The 23,778-nt window shown below is 34.4% G+C and carries 15 protein-coding genes and 3 pseudogenes; 10 read left to right on the plus strand and 8 right to left on the minus strand.

The window, feature by feature from the left end; all coding sequences use genetic code 11:
- The first annotated feature begins 185 nt into the window (after nt 1–185).
- Nucleotides 186–467, plus strand: coding sequence for a YolD-like family protein (locus CD147_RS00535; protein ID WP_103165515.1), 282 nt, complete (start codon nt 186–188; stop codon nt 465–467).
- 147 nt (nt 468–614) lie between these two features.
- On the opposite strand, the gene isaB is transcribed toward CD147_RS00535, so the two are convergent.
- On the minus strand, nt 615–1,145 hold the full coding sequence (gene isaB, locus CD147_RS00540) for an immunodominant staphylococcal antigen IsaB family protein (RefSeq protein ID WP_103165516.1): 531 nt from the start codon (nt 1,143–1,145) through the stop codon (nt 615–617).
- 202 nt (nt 1,146–1,347) lie between these two features.
- On the opposite strand from isaB, the gene CD147_RS00545 reads away from it, so the two are divergent.
- Complete coding sequence (locus tag CD147_RS00545; protein ID WP_103165517.1) at nt 1,348–1,893, plus strand: hypothetical protein; 546 nt, start codon at nt 1,348–1,350, stop codon at nt 1,891–1,893.
- 93 nt (nt 1,894–1,986) lie between these two features.
- Here CD147_RS00545 and CD147_RS00550 read toward each other — a convergent pair whose 3' ends face one another.
- On the minus strand, nt 1,987–4,803 hold the full coding sequence (locus CD147_RS00550) for a YhgE/Pip domain-containing protein (RefSeq protein WP_103165518.1): 2,817 nt from the start codon (nt 4,801–4,803) through the stop codon (nt 1,987–1,989).
- Between the two features lie 212 nt (nt 4,804–5,015).
- On the opposite strand from CD147_RS00550, the gene CD147_RS00555 reads away from it, so the two are divergent.
- Nucleotides 5,016–7,136: an amidase domain-containing protein gene (locus CD147_RS00555; RefSeq protein WP_103165519.1), complete on the plus strand. Its 2,121-nt coding sequence runs from the start codon at nt 5,016–5,018 to the stop codon at nt 7,134–7,136.
- 262 nt (nt 7,137–7,398) lie between these two features.
- Here CD147_RS00555 and CD147_RS00560 read toward each other — a convergent pair.
- The 3 genes and pseudogenes from CD147_RS00560 to CD147_RS00570 all read right to left on the minus strand — a co-directional run bounded on the left by CD147_RS00560 (nt 7,399) and on the right by CD147_RS00570 (nt 12,089).
- Nucleotides 7,399–8,972: pseudogene (locus tag CD147_RS00560) on the minus strand (YfcC family protein).
- A gap of 343 nt (nt 8,973–9,315) precedes the next feature.
- Complete coding sequence (locus CD147_RS00565; protein ID WP_103165520.1) at nt 9,316–11,361, minus strand: ring-infected erythrocyte surface antigen domain-containing protein; 2,046 nt, start codon at nt 11,359–11,361, stop codon at nt 9,316–9,318.
- 116 nt (nt 11,362–11,477) lie between these two features.
- Complete coding sequence (locus CD147_RS00570) at nt 11,478–12,089, minus strand: metallophosphoesterase (protein WP_103165583.1); 612 nt, start codon at nt 12,087–12,089, stop codon at nt 11,478–11,480.
- 149 nt (nt 12,090–12,238) lie between these two features.
- On the opposite strand from CD147_RS00570, the gene CD147_RS00575 reads away from it, so the two are divergent.
- From CD147_RS00575 to CD147_RS00590, 5 genes and pseudogenes are all read left to right on the plus strand, one after another.
- Nucleotides 12,239–13,117, plus strand: a complete 879-nt coding sequence (locus tag CD147_RS00575) for a LysR family transcriptional regulator (RefSeq protein WP_103165521.1) — start codon at nt 12,239–12,241, stop codon at nt 13,115–13,117.
- 362 nt (nt 13,118–13,479) lie between these two features.
- Nucleotides 13,480–13,650, plus strand: a complete 171-nt coding sequence (locus CD147_RS12035) for a hypothetical protein (RefSeq protein ID WP_167409737.1) — start codon at nt 13,480–13,482, stop codon at nt 13,648–13,650.
- Nucleotides 13,651–13,939: 289 nt separating this feature from the next.
- Nucleotides 13,940–16,091 (plus strand): annotated as a pseudogene (locus tag CD147_RS00580) (MMPL family transporter); the annotation flags it as partial.
- Nucleotides 16,092–16,905: 814 nt separating this feature from the next.
- Nucleotides 16,906–17,850, plus strand: a complete 945-nt coding sequence (locus tag CD147_RS00585; protein WP_103165523.1) for a glycine betaine ABC transporter substrate-binding protein — start codon at nt 16,906–16,908, stop codon at nt 17,848–17,850.
- Nucleotides 17,851–18,228: 378 nt separating this feature from the next.
- Nucleotides 18,229–18,798 (plus strand): TetR/AcrR family transcriptional regulator, encoded by a 570-nt coding sequence (locus CD147_RS00590; protein ID WP_103165524.1) that lies wholly within the window; start codon nt 18,229–18,231, stop codon nt 18,796–18,798.
- Nucleotides 18,799–19,206: 408 nt separating this feature from the next.
- Here the strand turns inward: CD147_RS00590 and CD147_RS00595 are convergent.
- Nucleotides 19,207–20,384, minus strand: a pseudogene (locus CD147_RS00595) (MFS transporter).
- 279 nt (nt 20,385–20,663) lie between these two features.
- Here CD147_RS00595 and CD147_RS00600 point away from each other — a divergent pair.
- A complete protein-coding gene (locus CD147_RS00600; RefSeq protein WP_103165525.1) occupies nt 20,664–21,716 on the plus strand; it encodes an LLM class flavin-dependent oxidoreductase in 1,053 nt (350 codons plus the stop codon).
- 18 nt (nt 21,717–21,734) lie between these two features.
- On the plus strand, nt 21,735–22,094 hold the full coding sequence (locus CD147_RS00605) for a hypothetical protein (protein WP_103165526.1): 360 nt from the start codon (nt 21,735–21,737) through the stop codon (nt 22,092–22,094).
- Nucleotides 22,095–22,177: 83 nt separating this feature from the next.
- On the opposite strand, the gene CD147_RS00610 is transcribed toward CD147_RS00605, so the two are convergent.
- Nucleotides 22,178–22,654, minus strand: a complete 477-nt coding sequence (locus CD147_RS00610; RefSeq protein ID WP_103165527.1) for a peptide-methionine (S)-S-oxide reductase — start codon at nt 22,652–22,654, stop codon at nt 22,178–22,180.
- Between the two features lie 58 nt (nt 22,655–22,712).
- A complete protein-coding gene (locus CD147_RS00615; protein ID WP_174694336.1) occupies nt 22,713–23,744 on the minus strand; it encodes a DUF4352 domain-containing protein in 1,032 nt (343 codons plus the stop codon).
- Nucleotides 23,745–23,778 lie beyond the last annotated feature (34 nt).

The following is a 23,778-nucleotide window of genomic DNA, read 5'->3' on the forward strand; positions in this document are numbered from 1 at the left end:
TTTCTAATTTTAATAGTATAAGTATACACTATTCAAATTCTTTTTACATCATACATATTAAACTTATTACACGTAATAAAAAAAGACTATTTAATATTTTTACTTTGTTCATTTTTTCTTAAAATATGATTCATTTTAAACAAAATAGTCTATATTCTTCAACATATATATAACCGTTCGCTACCATACCTGAACAATTTGAAATATTGAATAAAATTATTCAAATCCAGAATAAAATAAAAAAGCCTTCATTATCTGAAGACGCGTTAAGTCATTTAGATTATATTGTTCAGCAAAAGCTTCAAACTGATGAGCTCTGTTCTTTAGATTATTGGGAAGATGGTCATATTCAAAATTATACTGGCAATATTTTAAAGTTTGATCCATTAAGTAATTCTTTCATCTTTTGCGATGGTAATGAGCAAACATATCAATTATTAAAAGAAAATATTTGTAATATCACATAGCGTAAAAAACATTAAATATAGTACCTTTTAAATAATTATTACATCGCGATATACATATAAAAATATCCCTTATAGTTTTACTCGCTAAAGTATTAACTACAGGGGATGATCAGACTAACTTTGTAAATATGTTTCTCTATTATTCAATTATTTACTAGTTGTGAAGCCTTCATAGCTTATATCTACTTCTACAACGTGATTATCATTCATTACAAATGAAGTAGCTAAGCCATCTTTAACAGGTTTATACACATAAATACCGCTTCCTTTAACGTCATGACTACCCTTAACTTTTTTCAAATCTTTGCCGTAAGCTTTTTTAAGTTGATTGTATGTTAAATCACCTTTTACGATAAACTGTACTTTATGTGCTTTCTTGCCATCTTTAGTTAGACCAGTAAATTTTTGATTATGTTTTTCTTTAACTTTTTCACTCTTTGTCGGTGCAAGTTTAACTCCACTAAATGTCACATTGTCATGTTTAACAGCTTTGATAAAGTTCTTATCTGTTAAGAATTTTGCGTCTTTATCAACGTAGCCATTGTAAGAATAGTAATATCCTTTTGTTTGTGTTGCAGCGTTCGCTGTATCTTGTAAAGGTAATACAGCTGTACTAGCTCCTAAAAGTGTTCCAAATGCTAAAGTTGTTGAAGCAATAGTTTTTACTACTTTATTCATGTTAGTCCTTCTTTCTATATTAGATTTGTACTTCACTTATATTATCTCACATTACCCATAAACATTCACTGTACTTAAGATGTATTTATCATATAATTTAGTAAACAAAATTTAATATTATAAAATTGTGGAAATACTATCTATTTTATGAAGTTTTATTATAATAGGAGAAAGAAATGAATTAAGGACGGAGGCCCACATCTTGAAAAAAGTATTAGCAGGCATAGTCATTTTACTACTTGTGGTAGCTTTAGGTTTTTCAATATTCTTTGCGATAACTAGCACTAAACGTTCAAATATTAGCGATGATAATAAGACAGAAAAACATGATAAAAAAGATAAAAAAGAAAAGTCTACTGAAGAAACACAAAAAGAAAACGATGATGCCGATAACGGTGAAAATGCACAGTCAGAACCTACATATAATCACTCAGTAAATACTCAGCAAAACTATTCAACTCAACAATATAATAATGTAACACCTCAAACTCAAGAAACTAAAACGAAACAATCAACTTCAGAAGAAAATAAAGCTAGTCATTCAAGACAGAATAGTTCAGAAAGTGCAACGTCAGAAAAACGTACCAAAGAAACTAAGACGACACAACAACCGAGTACACAACGACCAGCATCAACACAACAACGTACACAACCAAAGAATTCTACTCAAAGTAGCACCTCAACAAATAGAAGTAGTTCAACTCAAAATGCTGGTAAGTCAGGTAACTCGAATAATAAAGACAATTAATATAAATAAGGCTAGGACATCTATATAATAAGTGTCCTAGCCTTATATTTGTATTTTAGTACCTAACTCATTTTCCAAAAACAGTTTAAATGTTTATTCTGTAACGTTACTTTCATCTATACGTTTAGAAATTTTACGCATTGCGGGATCTAAAACTGGTTTAATTAAGACACCGACTATAAAGAATCCTAGTCCAAATAATGCCAGGATAATCAATTTTGTAATTAAAATTTCTGGCACGATGCCTCCTACAGTTTCACGCAAGGAGTCAATAACATACGTAAATGGTAAGAATGGCGAAATTGTTTGGAAGAACTTAGGTGCTGTCACTACTGGGAATGTTCCGCCCCCACCTGCAATTTGTAATACTAATAGGATAATTGCGACAGCTTTCCCTGGGTTACCTAGAAGTGAGACCGATGTATAGACGATAGTATTAAAGATAATCGCTCCAAATAGTGCTACCAATACAAATAATAATGGAGATTCGACTTGAGCTTTCAAGATAAACAAGTCTCCTGTCGTTACGATGAGGGTTTGTATAACCCCCATCATAATGAAGAATGCGCCTTTACCTAAATAAACCTGACGTCTCGTCAATTCATCTTCAAGATGTGTGTGCTTGTTATCGACTGATAATAAGCTGACTAATAATAGCGCTCCTACCCATATAGATAATGATGTATAGAATGGTGTCATTCCTGAACCATAATCTTTTACCGGGAACACATTAGTTTGTTTTTTATGAATTGGATTTGCGATGACATCGGCTTGTTTTTTCAAATCATTTCTCAATGTGTCGATTAATTTATCCACCGCATCATCGTCATCTAGCTTTTTGAAAATCTTATTAGCCTTCTCTAAATCTTTTTCAATACCTGGTAGGCGATTCTCTGAAAAGTTAGCCAAGTTTGCTAATGCTTCTTTCGCACGTGGTTGATTCTCATCTAACAAGTCTACTGCGTTATCATATTTATTAAACAATGTTGGTAGATTAGCATTTACCGTGGCAGTCGCGTTGGCTAATTGTTGTTCTAATCCAGGTAAATCATTACGTACAAAGTCAGCCGCCTTGGCCACATCTTGTTTCACTGTTGGGAAGTATCGTTGTGCCGTTTGCATCGCTTCAATATAAGTTTGTTCTAAGGCTGGCAATTCACTTTGAATAGTAGCGACACGATTTTGACCTGTAGAAACGATATCTTGCCCTGCTCGAATCACTTGGTTAATGGTATCAAGTTTAGATTGCACGCGTGATAAGGTATTTTGACCTTGATTCAATTGTTGAGTAATCTCGTTTGATACGACTAATAGACGGTTATTCAAGTCTTTTTTAATGAAATCACGATAGTCGCTTAAGCCGTTATTTAAATCTGGTAATGTCCATAATACATTGACCGCTTCAGATTTACCTGAACTACCATTACCTAATGCTTGAGTCAGTTGATTGGTAGAACGTAATGTTTCATTAATACGTTGATTAGCGTGTTCAATTTCTTTGATTTGGGATGATAAATCTACATGTTCTTTGTTTTCTAATTCTTTTAAAATGTCTACAAGTTGCTGGTTGTATTTCGCATTATTTTCAAGACGGGAAGTAATATTACGTAACGTTTCATTAAACTCGGTTGGTCGATTGGAACCAAGCACGCCATATGTACTATTCTTCAAAGCCTTGATATCGGATTGAGTAGCCTTAGCTTGAGTATCAGCATTACTAGATAGTGCTAAAAGTGCTTCGGCAAAAGCACTATTCATAGATTTAACATCATTGTCAGAAACAATCTGTTTATCATTAACGTTATCATTACTACTATCTGTGCTTAACGGCGTCACCGCATATTCAGGCATGCTTGCAGTACTTTGTTGGCGTAACGCATTATTGGCTTGGCCGTTGACTTCTTGAGCCCGATTAGCGACTTCTTGATAATCTCCGACACGTTGTTGGGCCTGTGTAAGATAGCCCTGTGCATCGTTCAAGCGCGTATTCGCTAAATCCAAACCTTCGCTAGCAATATCTACGCCTCTGTTGAGTTTAGGAAATTGAGCCGGAATGTCGTTTGACGCTACATCAAGTAACTTTTCAACCTTAGGCATGTAAGCATCTAAAGCGAGAATAAGTTTAGCTTTCTCATTTAATGACGGTACCGCCGCATTAACATCGTTCAGTTTCTGTTGAGCATCTAAAATATCACCTTTATAGTTACCAAGCGCACGAAATTTATTCGCATATTCATCTAACTGGTCTTGATGCTCATTAAGATAGACGATGCGATCGGCTATTTTATTAATCTTCGGCAATGAATCATGCGCGGCGTACACGGCGTTTTTAATTTTATTAATCGTTGGTACTTCATCTTCTATTTGTAGCCCTACTTTATTGGCTTCTTGAAGTAAAGTTTTAGTGACGGTCTCATTGAATTGTTTATTCGCCTCGTCAACGATAACAGTTGAACCCGTATCAGTCATTTTAGGCGCCACGGCATTGATTTTTTGATTTACTTTATATTCAATGTCGGCTTGTTGTGGTTTCTTACGTAATGTACCGGTTATGTGGTGCGAAAATGATTTAGGTATGTATATACCGGCATAGTATTTTCCCATCTTAATTTCATGGTCTGCCTTTTCACGGCTAACAAATTGCCAATCAAATTTATCATTCTTTTTCAAATTATCTTCAAGGGTGTTACCGACGTTAATCTTCCTACCTCGAACTTTATCACCTTGGTCTTCATTTACTACTGCGACTTTAATATGTCCCGTATTGCTATACGGATCCCACATCGCCCATAAGTTGAACCATGCATAGAATGATGGCAAAATAGCTAATCCTGCGAGAATAACCCAAACAGCAGGTGTTTTGGCGACACGTTTTAAGTCCGTTTTAAATAATTTCAGTGCATTTTTCATTTTCACACTCCTAAAAAGGAAATATTAAGATTTTGTATTAAAAATGTTTTTGGCATTGTCTTTTACTTTGTAGAGTTAGTATAATACTTTTATTAAGTAAAATAACTATTAGTTGATATGTGTCAACTATATAAATTACAATAAGCATTATACCAAATTATTAACGGTTCGCATACCATCACATTACATTGGTTAGGAGGATTATATTATCAATGTCCAAGCACAAATTAATGCTTTATTTTTTAACAACTACACTGGTGTTGCCATCATTTTCAATAAATATCGCGCAAGCAAAAGAGGCCTCAGACGAAGAGCCAACATCTAACACGTCTACTAAGCAAGAACATGAAATATCTGACGCTAAGACAGATGAGACGGCGAAATCTGCTGACAATCATAAAACTAGTGATGTTGATTCAAATGAAAAGTCTAAAGAAGAACCACAAAGCACTGAACATCAAGATGACGAGCCAACAACTAAGAAAGCTACACCACGCTCATCTGAAAGTCATCAGTCCACAGGCAAAGATGAGAAAGAGACGTCAAATCAACAAAGTACGTATCATACTCCTTTATCTCCTGTCTTCGATATTAGCAATTTCAACGGAGAACCAGTTTCTAAATTTTTAGATCCTAATAAATATGAGGATGGTTTCAGTCTTACTAATTTAATCGCATCTTTATTCAATTTCGATAGCGATATTTCAGATTATGAACAACCAGCCACTTCTTCTGAAAATGAAGCACCCAACACTGATAACAAACACGAAGGTTCTACTCAAGGTAGCACAGCTCACCACGACGAAACTTCTAAGTCTCCAAGTAGTGAATCAGCTGCAAGAGAAGACTCAACGGCATCTAAACAAGAAAATAAAACGGCAAATCCTAATACTAGTAGCGATGACTCAAGTATAAGTGAAGCCTTAGATGCTATTGATGATTTAACGTCCGAGACTACTGAAGATAAAGATACTAATAATACAGGCACTGACAACCAAGCATCAAATGAAAGCACATCTTCTGAAAGTAATAAGCCATCAACAGAAGATAGTGATTCTAACTCAAGTTCTCATGCTAAAAGCGAGCATTTGTCAGATGCAGCTATAGACTCAATACTTGATAAATACAGCGAAGATGCGACTGATACACATCAAGATTATGAAAAGACACAAAATAATGAGTCATCAACTCAATCTAAAGAGAAAGAACATAAAACTAAAGATACTGACCATCAGGCGTCATCAACAACGAATCCTCAATTGCCAACTAAAAAAGAACTTGAACATAAAAGTGAACCAGCACAATCCTTTGAACAAGATGTTAAACGAGATAACACACGCTCAACAAGTCTGTTCCAAACCTTACCACAACTTGATGGTAACAACGTCAGTGACAATGATATCGCTGTCGTTGAGAACAAGGAAACACGTGATTTCATCAAATCGATTGCTAAAAATGCACATGATATCGGACAGAAGGAAGACATTTTTGCTTCTGTTATGATCGCTCAAGCTATTTTAGAATCTAGTTCTGGCAATAGTGCATTAGCCCAAGCGCCAAATTATAATTTATTTGGTATTAAAGGTAGTTATAAAGGACAAGCTGTAAATTTTAATACTCTTGAAGCCGGTCAGGATAATTCTATGTTCAGTATTAATGCACACTTTCGAAAATATCCTAACCTTAAAGCATCATTAGAGGATTATGCCGAGTTAATTAAACATGGTATCGATGGTAATCCAACGATTTACAAGCCTACTTGGAAGAGTGAAGCTACAACTTACCAAGCGGCTACACGTCAGTTGAGTCGTACGTATGCTACAGATCCTCACTATGCGACGAAGTTAAATCAATTGATTAAACATTATAATTTAACTGCATTTGATAAGAAGAAAATGCCTAATTTAAATGATTATGCTAAGACACCTTCGAATGGCACTGACGTCTCAGGTGGCGACTTTAAGCCATTTAGTATCATGGATAGCTCATCACCATACCCACAAGGCCAATGCACGTGGTATGTTTACGAACGTACACAACAGTTTGGCGAGCATGTCGGTCGTGGTTGGGGCGATGCGCATAACTGGGATAATCGTGCTGAAGATGAGGGTTATAATGTGGATCAGGAACCGAAAGCACATACCGCTGTCGTTTTCGAAGCAGGACAAGCTGGTGCCCATGAAATGTATGGTCATGTCGCTTTTGTTGAAAAGGTAAATGAAGACGGTTCAATCATTATCTCTGAATCTAACGTCAAGGGTCTAGGTATCGTGTCTTACCGCTCAATTGACTCGGATACAGCTCAAGAATTACATTATATTGAGCCTAAATAATATATAAAAAAGAAGCCTGCAACATTTTCGCTAATGTTGCAGGCTTCTCTTATAGAAATAACTAATTGAGATGCATAGGTACTAAAACTCATTTTCATCTATAGTTAATCTTACTGAAATAGCTTATAGCTTCGTTATCTTTGTCAGTAGTTGTCTGAAATGAAGATGAGTTCGAGCATTACTTTCTTCATTTCTAGACAACCTTGCCGAGATGGGACGACGAAATCTTTGAAATTACATTAAACTTCTGTCTCGCTCCCAATTATGAATAAATTAAAACTTGCGTAATTAACATACCGCCACCAAAGACGAGTACGAAGATAACGATAGGCCATACGAATTTCAACCAATGTGAATATTTCATATCTAGCATTTGTAATGTTGCCATAATTAAGCCTGTTGGAGCTAAGAATAACATCGCATATTGCCCAAATTGGTAAGCTGTTACAATAACAAATCTTGGAATACCTACCGTATCAGCAAGTGGCGCAAAGATTGGCATTGATAGTACGGCCAAACCTGATGATGACGGAATAATAAAGCCTAAGAAGAAAAAGATGATTAATAAGATAATAATAAAGATTGGACCACTTACGCCTTGTACGAGTGATGATGAGAAATTCAAGATAGTATCTGAAATAAGTCCATCATTCATAATCATATTAATCCCACGCGCTAAACCAATGATAAGTGATACACCCACTAAGCTTGAAGCTCCATTCACAAAGGCATCTACCACTGCTTTTTCGCCCATACCATTCTTACCTAATGCGACAATCAACATAATAACGATTGTGAAGGCTAAGAACATTGAGGCCATGACTGGGAACCACCAGCCTTGAGTCATAACGCCCCACACCATAATTGGAAACGGTAGGACGAATAGAATTAAAATAATCTTTTTCTGTAAGGTAAATGGACTTTCTTCACCATTATTATTAATAACAGACCATTGATCTTCAAACTTATCTTTATCTTCTATTGTATAAGATGCATTCGGATCTTTTTTAATACGTTTAGCATACCAATACAGATAGCCAACGGTAAAGATAGTAGCGATAACTAAACCTGCAATTCTCCAATACAATCCATCAACAAACGTTGTCCCCGCTGCATTAGACGCAATGACTACCGAGAAAGGATTGACTGTTGAGAATGTACTACCGACCGAACTTGCAAGGAAGATAGCCCCTACGCAAATAATTGAATCATAGCCCATCGCAATGAAGATAGGCACTAGGACGGGATAGAAAGCTACGGCTTCTTCTTCAATACCGCAAAGCGTGCCCCCTAATACCATTAATACTGACACTAGAAAGACTAGTAAGAATTCATGCCCCTTTGTCTTTTTAGTTAATGCTAGTAATCCAGATTCAAATGAACCACTCATTTGAACTACACCAATCAAGCCACCGAATACTAAAATGAAGACCATGACATCGACCGCTTCAATCGTACCATTAACCATACTTGAAGTAATTTGATCAGGTCCAGCTGGATTTTGTTCTAAGCGCTCATACGTATCTGGAATAGAAATAGGTTTATTAATCGCGCCTGACTTAAATTGGTCGACATCGATTTTGACACCTAATTTATCTAATTGTTCTTGCGTCCCAGGTACAGTTTTTGAATGTTGATGTGCATCGACAATTTTAAATTCTTGCGCTCCTGAATCATACGATAACTTTGAATACGCCCATCCGGAATTAACCATGTAGCGATTACAGCGACAATAGTCAAAATGAATAAGATTGTAAATGCACCAGGCATTTTAAAATTGAATCCTTTTTTACGACCTGTCGCAGTTGTGTTAGAAATTTCTTCAGAATATGTCATATACTTCATCTCCTTTTCTATTTTTGAGAATATATCACGCATTTAGAATGCATAAATCCTGTATAGTTATTGATAACTAACATTTAATCCTAATTTATTTATCATTACTAGTGTATGTCTAATGCGATTTACATTCAATATCAATACAAAATAAAGTATAAATATTCTTAAGAAAATTATAGATTTTTCACATAACTTTAAGAATCATTGAGAGAAATTTCCCTTGTCATTTTGTTTTCGTTATGTAATCGGTTACCCAATACCCAGCTTCCTTTTTAGTAAGAAAAAAGTAGATAATTAAGTTGTGCATACTCGATAATTATCTACTTCTTAATTGTGTCATTTAATTATTAGAATGATGACGTCGTTTGCGATGTCCTACCCAAATAAATGTGCCACCAATCAACACTAATATTGTCGTAATAGGTAACGCTGATTTCTTAACTAGCTCACCTGTAGCTGGTAATGAAAGATTACCGTCATCATCAAATAGTCCACTCAAGAGACCACCATCACTATCTAAGTTTCCAAGAGACAGACCTTGTACAGGATCTGGAATATCGGGGATGTTATCTAATAAACTATTCCCTGAATTTAGACCACCTAGTAGACTACCTCCAGTAAGATTGCTTAATAGATCCGAACCTTGAGGTAAAGTAATAGGTTGGTGTGAATTGCCTGATATGCGATCCAATAATGACGGACGTTGTGTGATAGGCGCTAAAATATAATCCAACTTGTTTTTAGCTTGACCAAAACGTTGTTGCAGCCCTAGTAAATCGTTTGCTTTACCATTTAGTGCGTTTTTCACTAACGCTAACATATCTGCTTTTCCAGTTTGTGCTTGCATAATAATATCAGCGAGCGCATGTGCTTTGGCTTGGTTTAACTTAGTCGCTAATAAAGTTTCTATCGTTTGTTTTGGATTAGATGAATATTCTAATACATCTTTTAAAATGTCATCTGACGTTAAAGAGTCGTGTGTTTTATATTCTTCTTTTAAGCGATTGACTAGCTCAGAGTTTGGTAATTTTTCATTAGCTAAACGTTGCGCAATGCTCGTCGCTTCGCTATTACCTAATCTCGTAGACAATAATGTTTTTAAGAGTTTTTCTTTATCAGAAGTTTGGTCAAACATCGATGTCAAAATGTCATCACCGGTTGTAGTTGTCAGGCCGTCTAACCGCTTCATTAACTGGTCAGTGATTTGCTTATCAGACATACCTTTAGTATTAATATCTTTTAAGATATGTTGTGCTTCATTCTTACTGAAAAGGTCTCCCACTATTTTTTCAACAGTGGCTTGCTTATTAGAAGTGTGATTTAAGCGATCAAGAAGAGCCTCACGATTATTTTTTACATTATTGCGAACAGTCGTGATATCTTTTTCAATATTATGCTTCTGTGTTGAAGATAAATCTTGATTATCATTCACGTGTTGACGTAGGTTTCTTAATTGTTCAAGCTTATGGTCAGTATAACGTTGCGTTGTTTCATTAGGTTTGTCTTCAATTTTAGTAATTGCCTGATCGATTTTTTCGGGTGCCGTTAATTCATCTTGAAGTGACGCATTATGTGGTATAGCACTTGACTCTTTTTGTTGAGATTGAGTTAATTTGTCAGCTTTTTCTAAGTTATTTAAAACACTTTCGGTAGAATGATCGTCCTTTGCTTCTTCTACTTTATCTTTAATAGAAGTTTTTAGTTCAGAACTTGCTTTATCTTCAGTAGTAGATGTATCTGTACTTTGTTTGTCTTGGCCAACTTCGTTTTTCAGATTGTCTAATTCATCTAATACAGAGGTCGCCTCATCTTTATTCAAATGAGAACGTTCACTAGCATCTGTCGTAGGTCGTTCAGTTGTAAAATTAGACGTAGCGCTCGAATCTTCTTTAGATGTTGTAGTGTTATTTTGTTGACGGGTGTCAACCTTTTTAGAAAAAGCATCCAAATCTTTCATTATTTCATCTAATTTGGTTGAAGTGGTTTGATCACTATTCAAGTCTGAATTCTTATTGTTAGATGAATGTTTGAGACTATTATCTGTTATTTCTTGAGCAGATAAACGATCTTCTTCCTTAGCATCTGTCACAATTTGCTTAATATCATCTTGACTCTGTGCATCTTCAATATCCTCTTGATAACTGCGTAGTTCAGTAGCATTTAAATGATGTAGTCGGTTAATTTCTACTTTTGCCTTAGCCATAGCTTTATCTAATTCACGTTGAACAGATGCAACATGTTCCGAAATATCATTACTATTTTCTTTCGTTTGCGCAAAAGCATCTTTTGTAAATCCATAACCAACTAGTGAGCCACTTAATAATACCGCTGAACATGACGCTTTGACGTATAGGTTTAATTTAGAAACTCGCGTATTATAATTCAATCATGTCACCCTTTTTGATTAATATTCCCCTACATTATATAACATTTATTGTAAAAGTTATACGCTTTATCTTTGAAAATTAAGAACTTATACGTCACTTGAGAATGTACTTATTCTTATAGTTTTAGACGCTTACAATTCACTTTTTTAATATCTGTTACCCTCACCGAATATTGGTAGTGATTTGTTAAATCGATTAGTGATAAATACTTGTCATGCCCTGCTCCTGTGTCGATGTCTAGAATGTTTTTCTTCATATATAACTCGTCATTTTTCAAACCAAGGCGATAGTTCGGGACATGAACATGTATCAACAACTTATTTTTAGGCACATGAGTATTCAATTCATGATTATAATGACCAGTAGTATATTCTTTAATTTGTTTATTTAAAGGTTTACTCGTATCTATTCCAGCATGCGCAAAAATATAGTCGCCTATGACTTCAACAGTAGATAGCTCTCTTAAAAACGTATGCCAACGCTTGATCTTTTTATCTTTGCTTGCTAACCAACGCATCTCATGGTTGCCAGCTAATGCTAGTGCACCTTTACGTTTCAATCTCTTTACCAGTTTTAACGTTCCAAATGAATCAGGTCCATTATTCACGTAATCGCCTACTAATACCAGTTGATCTTTCCTAGCATTATATTTCGCCTTTTTTAAAAGCGTTATAAGTGCTTTCCGATGACCATGAATATCAGAAACCACTAGTAGCCTCTCCTTCATTCCACTCTCTCCTATCTTTTTCATTATTACTTACCTCTTATGTAAAAAACACTCATTAACTAACTCTAAACAAAATATTAACGTCTCCTCAACCTTTTCTCTTTATGATAAAGATAGTATAGACAAATTTAATTTTGGGGAATCAATTTATGAATACAAAGCAAATTCTTATTTTTAAACACTTTGTAGAAATGCAAAACGAAAACGCAGTTGCCGATAAACTTGGCATTACACAACCTACTGTAACGTTCCATCTAAAAAACTTAAACAAAGAATTTGGGTTGTCCTTATACTTTAAAAAAGGGAAACATTTTAACCTTACAGAAGCCGGGGAACTGTTATACCAAAATACCAACAAAGTTTTAAACCTTATGGAAGAAACGACAGATATGATGGAAGAGTTCAAGCAATCCAAACGTGGCACTTTAAGGATTGGTGCTTCTCATGCGCCGGTATACAGTATCCTCCCGTCAACTTTTAAAAACTACATGCATAAACATCCAAATATCGATATTGATTTAACCGTTGAGACTGCGCCTATAATTATCGAGAAAGTTAAAAACAGAAAGATAGATATCGCTATTATTTCTGAAAAAGGATTTAATGAAAGTGAAATTCAAACTACAAGGTTACAAGAAAATCCTTTAGTCCTTGCAATGGACAAACGGCATCCATTAGCACAACAAGATAAGATTTCTTTAGAAGATTTACAAGAATATCGCTTTATCATACATAATAGTGGCTCTACACGAGAAAGTATCGATGAATGGCGTAAAAATAACTTTGTTAACTTAGATGTTCACATGGAATCAAATAGTATTAGTAGTATTTTAACAACGATAAAAGATTCAAATTATTTAAGTTTAGTTAGCGCTAGCGTGTTATATCATCATCCAAATATTATTGCTAAAGCGCTACCCAACGCCCCGTCAGCTGGTCATATATCGTTATTATATCGTAACGACAGACATCTAACACCTATCATTGAGGACTTTATTGCCCTTATTGACACCAATACCTATTATTAATTTCTTTCCATATAGCGACGAATTTGAGACATGGATGCAAGTTATTCACCTCTCAATCTCGTCGCCTTTTTAATATTACTAGACTATCGTGATAGCTCTTTAATTATAATTGAATTTCTCTTTCCCCTTCCCACTGTAAATTCACTATTATTAATCCTACAAGTTTAATTTTTAATTAACTTTATAAAATATTAATATTCTATAAAGTTAATTAATAAATCATCGCTAAAAATATATCAATTTTACAATATATTAATATAACTCTATAAAAATAGTTAGGTAGATAATATAATAAGTATGAAAGCTCATACATACGAAATAATTTAGCAATGAAGCAACTATTGATTAAGGAGGATATGTTGATGCTCGTTCTAGCAATCATTTTATTATTGTTTGGCTTAATTTTGATTGGTACTAGTAGATTCGTTGCCTATCAACATGATGATATTGACCTCAGAGAAAAGATCTATATCCCCGGCGTGATTCTCTTCTTAGTCGGAGCTATATTATTTATAGGCTATTTCGTCAACTAACTACATACATATTTATTTTCAGGTAAAGTCTTTAATAACTTACCTGTTTTTTTGTAAATTCTTCTTGAATCCCTTTTTAAATCCAACAAAACCCTTAAAGTGTTTCATTTTCCAACGTCATAAAACTTTTAATGGTACCAAACGAGGGTATAACTTGTTACATTAGCAAATGTAACATTAAAATACGCTTACCTTTTCGTAGTTGGATTGATATATTATCTGCTCACATCTCATCAACACTACATCCATATGTTAGGCGTTCAAAATTTAATAAATAGGAGGAAATGTCTTGGCAAAGCTATTATACAAATTAGGAAAATTTATAGCTAAGAACAAATGGCTTAGTGTCATTGGATGGCTTGTCATCCTAGGTGTGATTATTACCCCGTTAATGATTAGTTCACCTAAGTTTGATAGTGACATTACAATGAATGGTCTTAAATCATTAGACACGAACGATAAAATTAGTAAAGAGTTCCATCAGGATAGTGAAAAAGCCTCGATGAAAATCGTCTTCCACTCCAATAGAGAAGATGGACTTACAAAAGACGATACTAAGAAAGATATTGAAGATGCATTAGATAACATCAAACAAAAAGATGATTACATTCAAAACATCTCAAGTCCATATGATAGTGGACAAGTAAATGATGAAGGCGATACAGCTATCGCAAACATTAGCTATGTCGTCCCTCAAACAGGCTTGAAAGACTCATCTGAAAAAACAATTGATAAAGAATTAAAAGATGTAAAAGATAACCACAACGTACAGATTGAAAAAACACAAGGTGGCGCAATGAATGCTGAACCTGGTGGTATTTCAGAAATCGTTGGTATTGTAGTAGCGTTTGTTATCTTACTTATTACTTTCAGCTCACTTATTGCGGCAGGTATGCCAATTGTTAGTGCTATTATCGGCCTAGGCTCAAGTGTAGGTATCATTGCACTATTAACGTTTATCTTTGACATTCCAAACTTCACATTAACGTTAGCCGTGATGATTGGATTAGCTGTAGGTATCGACTACTCCCTCTTTATTCTATTTAGATATAAAGAACTTAAGAAAAAAGGCGTCGACACTATAGAAGCTATCGCAACAGCTGTAGGAACTGCTGGTAGTGCCGTTATCTTTGCCGGTCTTACTGTAATGATTGCCGTTTGTGGCTTATCACTAGTAGGTATCGACTTCTTAGCAATTATGGGATTTGCTTCAGCTATCAGTGTATTATTCGCTGTGTTAGCAGCATTAACATTATTACCTGCTTTAATTAGCATTTTCCATAAAAGTATTAAAATCAAAGATAAGCCAACAAAAAGTAAAGATCCTAAAGATCATCCTTGGGCGAAATTTATTGTTGGTAAACCAATTATCGCAGTAGTTGTAAGTTTACTTATCTTAATCTTAGCAGCTATCCCAGTAAGTGGTATGCGTCTTGGTATTCCTGACGATAGCTTAAAACCAGCTGACTCATCAGCACATAAAGCTTATAACTTAATCTCAGACAACTTTGGCGAAGGTCACAACGGACAAATTGTAATGTTAGTTAATACGAAAGATGGTGGCAGTAAAGACGACATCAATCGCGACTTAAACAATATGCGCAGTGACTTAGAAGATTTAGACAACGTCGATTCAGTATCTAAAGCTCGTCTAAATGACAATAACAACTACGCATTATTTACAATTATTCCTGATAAAGGACCAAACGCTCAATCAACTGAAAACTTAGTATATGACTTACGTGATTACCATAAGCAAGCTCAAGAAAAATATAATTTTGATTCAGAAATTTCTGGTCAAAGTGTAATCAATATTGATATGTCAGAAAAACTTAACAACGCAATTCCAGTATTCGCTGGTGTAATCGTTGTATTAGCATTTATTTTATTAATGGTAGTATTCCGTTCAATCTTAGTACCATTAAAAGCTGTACTTGGATTCATCCTATCATTAATGGCAACACTAGGCTTCACAACATTAGTAATGCAACATGGTTTCTTAAGCGGCCTATTCGGTATCAGTAATACAGGCCCATTATTAGCCTTCCTACCAGTAATTACTATTGGATTACTGTTCGGACTTGCCATTGACTACGAGCTATTCTTAATGACGCGTGTTCATGAAGAATACAGTAAAACAGGCGATAACGACCACTCAATCCGAGTAGGAATTAAAGAAAGTGGCCCAGTGATCGTAGCAGCAGCACTTATTATGTTCAGCGTATTCATCGCCTTCGTATTCCAAGACGATAGCGCAATTAAATCAATGGGTATCGCCCTCGCATTCGGTGTACTATTCGATGCATTCGTTGTACGTATGACATTAATCCCAGCCCTAACTAAACTATTCGGTAACGCGTCATGGTACCTACCTAAATGGTTAGGCGCAGTCTTACCAAACGTTGACGTTGAAGGTAAAGCCCTAGAAGAAGATAATCACGATTCTTCCGCTTCTAGAAAAGGTCATGAAGATACACGCTATAGAGAATTCACTAGCCCAGCCCATTACAACGCTAGCTATCAAGATGACAGACGTAGCGACAGATACTATAACAATAATCAAAACCAACACCCAGACCACAACAACTACAACGCAGGATATGCAGCAGGCACATACCCTCACGATAACCATCGTGATAACACTCAACGCCCTGAACATTACAACAATGAAGATTACAACCGTTCCGTACGCTTAGACAACGACCAAGCACAACCAAACAGACGCTACGACGACCGTCGTGACTACGACCGTCGCGAAGCTAGTCAACGTGACAGAGATGCACAATATCAACAACGTCGCGATGATAATTTCCGTTATAATGATTTAGCACGTCGTCCTTATAACAATGAACAATATCATGGTCGCCCATCTTATGGACAACCAATAGCACCACGTGACGATGTCGATTATGAAAGATTGTATACTCAAAACGGCAATAGTTATTATCCTAATGATTATAACCACTATGATAACCATGAACGTTATTATCAAGAACATCGTCATGAAGATTATAATCACCAAGACGATAGAAACCATCGATATGAAGATAACTACAATTCTAGTTTCGATAAAACAACAGATTTATATAAAGATTTAACAGATAATGATACTGATCAAGACGTATTATTTAAAGCATTAATGTTATACGCTCGTGAAAACAATAAAGGTATTTACGATAGATATAACCAACAGTCTAATACAAATCGTCACGATGACGAACGCAGAGATTAATTCTAAAAAGGAGGAAATACGTTATGTTTAAACGATGTAGTTCGAAGTTTCTAGGACTACTAGCCACACTTGCCTTAGCCATTGTGCTAAGTGCATGTGGTAATAGCGGTAGCGGTAGTGGCTCATCTGACGATAGTAAGACGTCACTTGGTAATAAAGAAATCGAAATTCCATATATCGCAACTGATAACTCTACACCACGATCTTTAGTAATTGCGGAAGTATTAAAAGATGCTGGATATGATGTAACAACGACACCTGTAACTGCTAGTGGTCCATTATATGCAGCAGTTTCAGAAAGTAAAGATTCATTCCATGCTTCAGGTATCTTCCCTACTACTGATAAAAGTTACTATAATAAATTCAAAAGTAACTTAACAGTTTATGACGACAAACATTTAATAGATAATGTCAGAGTTGGTTTAGCTGTACCAAAATATGAACAAGATATTGATTCAATTAGCGATTTAAAAAATAAAGACTTTGGTGAATCTGTAGATTGGACAATTCAAGGAACAGACGCTAGAAATGGTGTTATGAAATCAACAAAAGATGAACTTGATAGCGATAATTTAGATAAATATAGCTTGAAAGAAAGTTCTGACCAAGATCAGTTCAAAAAAATTCAAAAAGCTTATAAACAACAACAACCTATTGTCTTTACTGCTATGGAACCAAGTTGGTTTACTAAAGAATTAGACGCTAAAATGTTAAAAGACCCAGATAATATTTATGGTAATAATGATCAACATATTGATTTAGTATTTAACAGTGACTTCAAAGAACAACATCCAGCTGCATACACTATAGCTACTCGTATTGCGGATGACTGGAGTAAGAAAGACGAAGAGAAATTAGCTAAGAAAATCTTTGTCGACAACAAAAATCCAGAAAAAGTTGCGAAAGATTATGTAGATAATAATGACAACAAAGTGGATGAATGGTTAGAAGATATCAATACTAAATAAGTTTGGTATCAAACAATCGGGAGAAATTTTTAAGGGGCATGCTTGATCAAATAGCATGAATAAGAGGTTAAGGCATTTAATCATTGATGTCTTGGCCTCTTTTTTATATTCTATGTTAATTTTTTCAACACTCTCATCTAGTATATTTTTAAACCTATTTTTATTTCCTTTCACATATATAAACGTCTCTCAAGGTCAAATTACTTTTTAAACTCTCACTTTTTTATAAAAATTTTTTCAATCTTCAAAGATTCAATTCAATTGAAATTATATGTAAAAAAGATAGAGTAATGTTTATTTTTGGAAATGTAGCTACTATTGTGATAAATTACTCTTATTACATTAGGCTATTAATAAAGTGTATAGGAGAATCGAAGTATGCCTACAGCAAATCAAAAACGTATGATTAAACATATTCACGAAACAGTATTTGAATTATTGTATGATTATCATTTTGATGAAATTACTGTTCAAAAAATATGTGAAGTGGCAGAAATTAATCGCAGTACATTCTATCGTTATTTCCAAGATAAATACGATTTACTTTACTCTTTAACCAACTTCATAACTCAAAAAATTACTATGACCGAAAATAACTCTGAAGGTATAACTACGTCCGAATCTTTTCAAGAATTCATTTATTACATAGGGCAGAATAAGAAGATATTTAAACATTTATTAGTATCCTCTCGTCAGGTCGATGTATTTCGCACTTTGACAAACGTGAGTCGTGAAATGATTTTGAACGATACTAGGCAACAAGATGATCCACTATCTATAAAAATTCAAAACAGTAAGCATCCTGAAATTATTGCCGATTTTTACAGTAGTGGTGTGATAGAAGTGTTAAGACGATGGGTAGAAAACGATTATAATTATACTGTAGAAGAAGTTTTCGAAACATTAAATGATATTTTAGAAACCTCATTAACTTGTCAAAACGATTAAAAAGCATTCTCACCAACCATTAGTGAGAATGCTTTTTAAATTATACGTTATCGTTTATTTTCTTTAGACGAGATAGACTTATAAACCATATAACCACTATTAATTACCATCAAAATAGCGATAATAGTTAAAACCCATGTGGATAAATTAGCCATATTATAAATGATTAACATGACCAATAATATAATGTTTATGATATTAGCGATTATCATCTTCTGGTCCATTAATATCACCTCATTACTCCCTTACCCTAATCAATGTCTTCATATTTATAGGATAAATAATACAGTGATTATCCCCTCTCTAGCTACTCTTATTTTTTAACTCATTATCTATATAAGACCACGTTATTTACGAAGTAGTGTTAGGCATCTTCAAGTAATTACTTTCAAATTTTCATTCCTATCTTTATCTTATTTCATTTTTTCTACGTGGTAAGAATAAAACAATAGCAATAGCAATAATACCTATTACTGCAATCACATTAAACTGTACAGTAAAGCTATTAATATTGTTTAGCACAATACTTAAAATTGGCGCTATAGCCGTACCTAAAAATAGAATAAATGTATTTACTGATAGGAAGAAACCCTGATTACCATTAACAGTTAAACCAACTTTAGAAATTGTTGAAGGTATAGCAAAAGCAATACCCCCTACAAACGTTACACTCCATATGATAAGTAAAATAATATTCGTAGTGATAGACATTAAAATGAGTGATACTGTACTTACTATTAAGGCTCCTAGAATAATATTTTTAACTCCTGTACGATCACTAATTCGCCCAGCAATAAGCGATAATAGCATACCAATTATTCCAAACAATTTTGCATTAATTGCAGTTGTGTCATTTCCACCAATAATATCTGAAGTAATGTAATTATTAAATACCGTGTACATACTAATAAACATTGTAAGTAGTGTTAAAGATACGCCATAACATAGTAATACTGCTTTATTTGTTCTAAAATCACTAAAATTATTAAAGAAACGTAATAGCTTAATTTGTGGATTTTTAATTGGACTTTCTGGGATGTTTTTATAAATAACGAATGCTAGTAAGATATAAAGAATGGTAAGCGTAAAGTAGACTACATGCCAATTTGAAAAACTAACAATAATTTCACTTAAATTCTGACCGATAATACCAGATAGCATGAAGCTCGTACTAATAAAGCTAATCGCCGTCATACGTTTAACTGGAGAATATGTTTCTGTCACATAAGTAATTGAAATTGGTGAAAGGCTGCCGCAAACACACCTTGAATTGCACGTAAAATGACTAGTAGCATAAATGAATGAATAAACCCTATTATTAAACAAATAATAATTAGTCCACTAACACCAAATAGGATGGTGCGAATACGACTGAACTTTTCTGATATAGTACCGTAGAATAAACAACTTACTGAGTAGGTAATCGAGAAGGCAACCCCGTTTAACGTAGCGATAGATGGTGGAATCCTGAAGTCTTTAGCGAATTCTGCAGTTAATGGTATAGCTGTATATAAACTGCTCATAACAATAATTCCTGCGATAAAGAATATCGTTGTTATTTTATTATAATTCATTGGTTTTTGAATAGACATTGTTATTACCCTTTCATAAAGTTTTTCACAACATTTATATTATGCCACGATATTTAACTTTTCTAAAGACTGTTTGAAATTTACAAAATACTTTTAAAGTTCATATATTTGCGTTAACTCTTAATATATCCCCAATTAGATCCCAATACATAAAAAATAAAAAACCTACATTTTCAAAAATAAATATCTCTAATTCGAAACATTTCTATTGACTAACCTTTAAAATAGGCATACAATTCAAGTATAAAATTTATACCAATAGGAGGTGGCGTGTTGAAAATAGAATTAGGATTGACTTCATTTGCGGATAATGGAAACATTTATATGCCCGATGGTAAACAAGAAGCAGTATCTAATGCTCAAAGAATTCGCGATATAGTTGAAGAAATTGAATTGGCTGACCAATTAGGGTTAGACATTTACGGATTAGGTGAGCATCACCGAGAAGATTACGCAGTTTCAGACCCTGTGACTGTATTAGCTGCTGCAGCTGGCCGTACTACAAATATTAAGTTATCTTCAGCGGTAACAGTCTTATCCTCTGATGATCCTGTGCGTGTCTATCAACGTTTCTCAACATTAGATGCAGTATCTAATGGACGTGCTGAAATAATGATTGGTCGAGGGTCATTCATCGAATCTTTCCCATTATTCGGTTATAATTTAGATGACTACGAAGATTTATTTAATGAAAAGTTACAATTACTCTTACATATTAATGAACATGAAGTAGTCAGTTGGGATGGTAAATTGAGACCAAGTTTTGAAGCGACAGGAATTTATCCGCGTGTAGAACATGGTAAATTACCTATTTCAATTGCGACTGGTGGCACACCTGAATCTTCATTAAGAGCTGGTGCCTTTGGATTACCAATTACGTATGCGATTATTGGCGGTAATCCTAGACGATTTACACGTAATATTGAAATTTATAAATCCGTGGCAGAATCATATGGCCATAATCCTGATGAATTGCCAGTCTCTGTACATTCTTGGGGTTACGTAGCTGAAACAGATGAACAAGCTAAGAAAGAGTACTTCCCTTCTTTAAAAGCACATCATGATATTTTAGGTCGCGAACGTGGTTGGCCTGAATTTGATGAAAATATGTTTGAAAGAGAAATAGGAAGTAATGGTGCAATCTACCTTGGCAGTCCCGAAACGGTTGCCCAAAAGATTATTGAGACGGTAGAAACATTAGGACTTAACCGCTTCATGATTCATACCCCTGTAGGCTCTATGCCTCATGACTATGTAATGAAGTCAATTCGTCTATTTGGCGAACGCGTTAAACCTATTGTTGATAAATATTTTGAAAACAAATAAAAAGGAGATTTTTAAATTATGATTTTACGTTATGCTGCAAACTTAAAACTTGCTAAAGAATTATACACTGCTTCAAAACCAAAACTTAAAGGTGACCAAGAAATGAAAGAAACTTTCACAAATGTATTTGGTTTACCTGAAAACTCAGTTAAATTAGCTGGCTCATTAGAAGCTGCTGCCGCTGCTTTCTACGCAGTTAGTTTCTTAAACAAAAACTTATCTCGTTTAGGTTCAATCACTACTTTCGGTGTATTAGGCGTTGCTGCTTACAAACATTTCGAAGCTGGTCACGGTAAAGAAGGCGCGCAACATGCGTTAGACTTATTAGGCTTAGCTGCGTTAAGTTTCGCTGATACTTTTGATTGTGACAATAAATAATTTAAAAAGAGAGGTTGGGCATTTATTAGAATGTTCCAACCTCTTTTTTCATACCTTATTTCTGATGAAAGTCATATCTTGTTTTATAAATATTTAGTTAGTATGTCCGAACGAATATGACAATAACTGATATCTTCTGGCGATTTATCTAATCTGTCTTGATGTTCTTCGGCACTTTTAACATAATTGTTTAATGGTAAGACCTCGACCGCAATGCGTTCTTTATCTTCTCGGTTGTTAATAAAGTCCTGTGCTTCTTGAAGATGCTTATCGTCTTCACTATAAATACCTGTGCGATATTTAGGACCTTCGTCGACGCCCTGTTTATTCACACTATAAGGGTCTATTATTTCGAACAGATAGTTCATTAAGTCAGTAATAGTGATACGTTTGGGCTCAAATACAGTTTTTACACATTCTGCATAACCATCATAGTCGCCATCTAGTTGACTTGTAGTTCCATTCGCACGTCCTGCTTCAGTTGAAATTACGCCAGGCAGTGTCTTAATAAATGCTTGAGCACCCCATAAACATCCCCCTGCAATATAAACTGTTTCCATCAATATCACTTCCTTTTCTCTAAATTATACATAAAAGAAATAAAGTGATGGATTATTTTTAAGCGGCATTATCTTCTGAGTTGGCATCTTCTTCATCTGAAGATGATTCTGCACTTTCGGCTTCTTCTTCAGCTTGTTCTTCTTGTTCGGCTTTAGCTTCTTCCTCGGCTTGTTGTTTTTCGTACTCTGCTTCTTCTTCAGCTTGTTCTTTTTCAAACTCTGCTTCTTCTTTTGCTTGTTGTCTCTCATATTCTGCTTCTTCTTTAGCAGCCTGTTTTTCGTACTTTTCTTCTTCTTTTTCATACAATGCTTCTACACGTGCTTCTAATTGGTCATATTCGATTTCTAACACATCTTTTGATACATGATTCATCTTTTCACCATCAGTAAGAGAATTATATTCATCAACCAAGTCATTATACATAGAAGCTGGGTATGTCACACCTTCATCCTCTTCTTCAGCATCTGTTGAGTCGTCGTCTGTTGCTGAGTCGTCAGAATCATTTGTTGATGTATTCTCCTCCCTAGCTGAGCTATTACCTGAAGTACTATTGTTTTCATCTGAATTGCTAATGTCAGATTTATTAATAACCCATTTTGCTCTTACTTTATTAAAATTTGGTATTGCATCTAGTTCTAAAGTATAGTTATCACTATCTGGAACGTCATAAGTGATATAACCTGAAGCTGTATTGTTATGATTCAATTGATGGCTAAATCCTTCATGCATGTCATCACTACTATACCACTCTTCATAGTTCTCATTATTCACTTTCATTCCAAAATCAGTATTATCTATTAATACTTGATCATCATTATTATTTTTAAATTTAATATAGACTCTTAACGCTTTACCATTTTTTGGTGCACTAAACTCATCGTAACTATTAATGAATTCTGCTTTTACGACCTTAATATCAATACCGTCTGCTTCAACAACTTGCCCCATTTTAAAAGACTTCATCTTATCTGTCGCTTTGGCTTTACTGTTTTTCTCTGAATTTTCATCGGAATCTTGATTATTCTCACCGAGAGAACAACCTACTAATAAAAATAAAAACATAATACATATAAAAAATAACCTTTTCATATTGACCTCCTAGTTTTATTTGTAAATCGAAAAA

It is taken from the genome of Staphylococcus devriesei (genome assembly GCF_002902625.1).
Classification (GTDB): domain Bacteria; phylum Bacillota; class Bacilli; order Staphylococcales; family Staphylococcaceae; genus Staphylococcus; species Staphylococcus devriesei.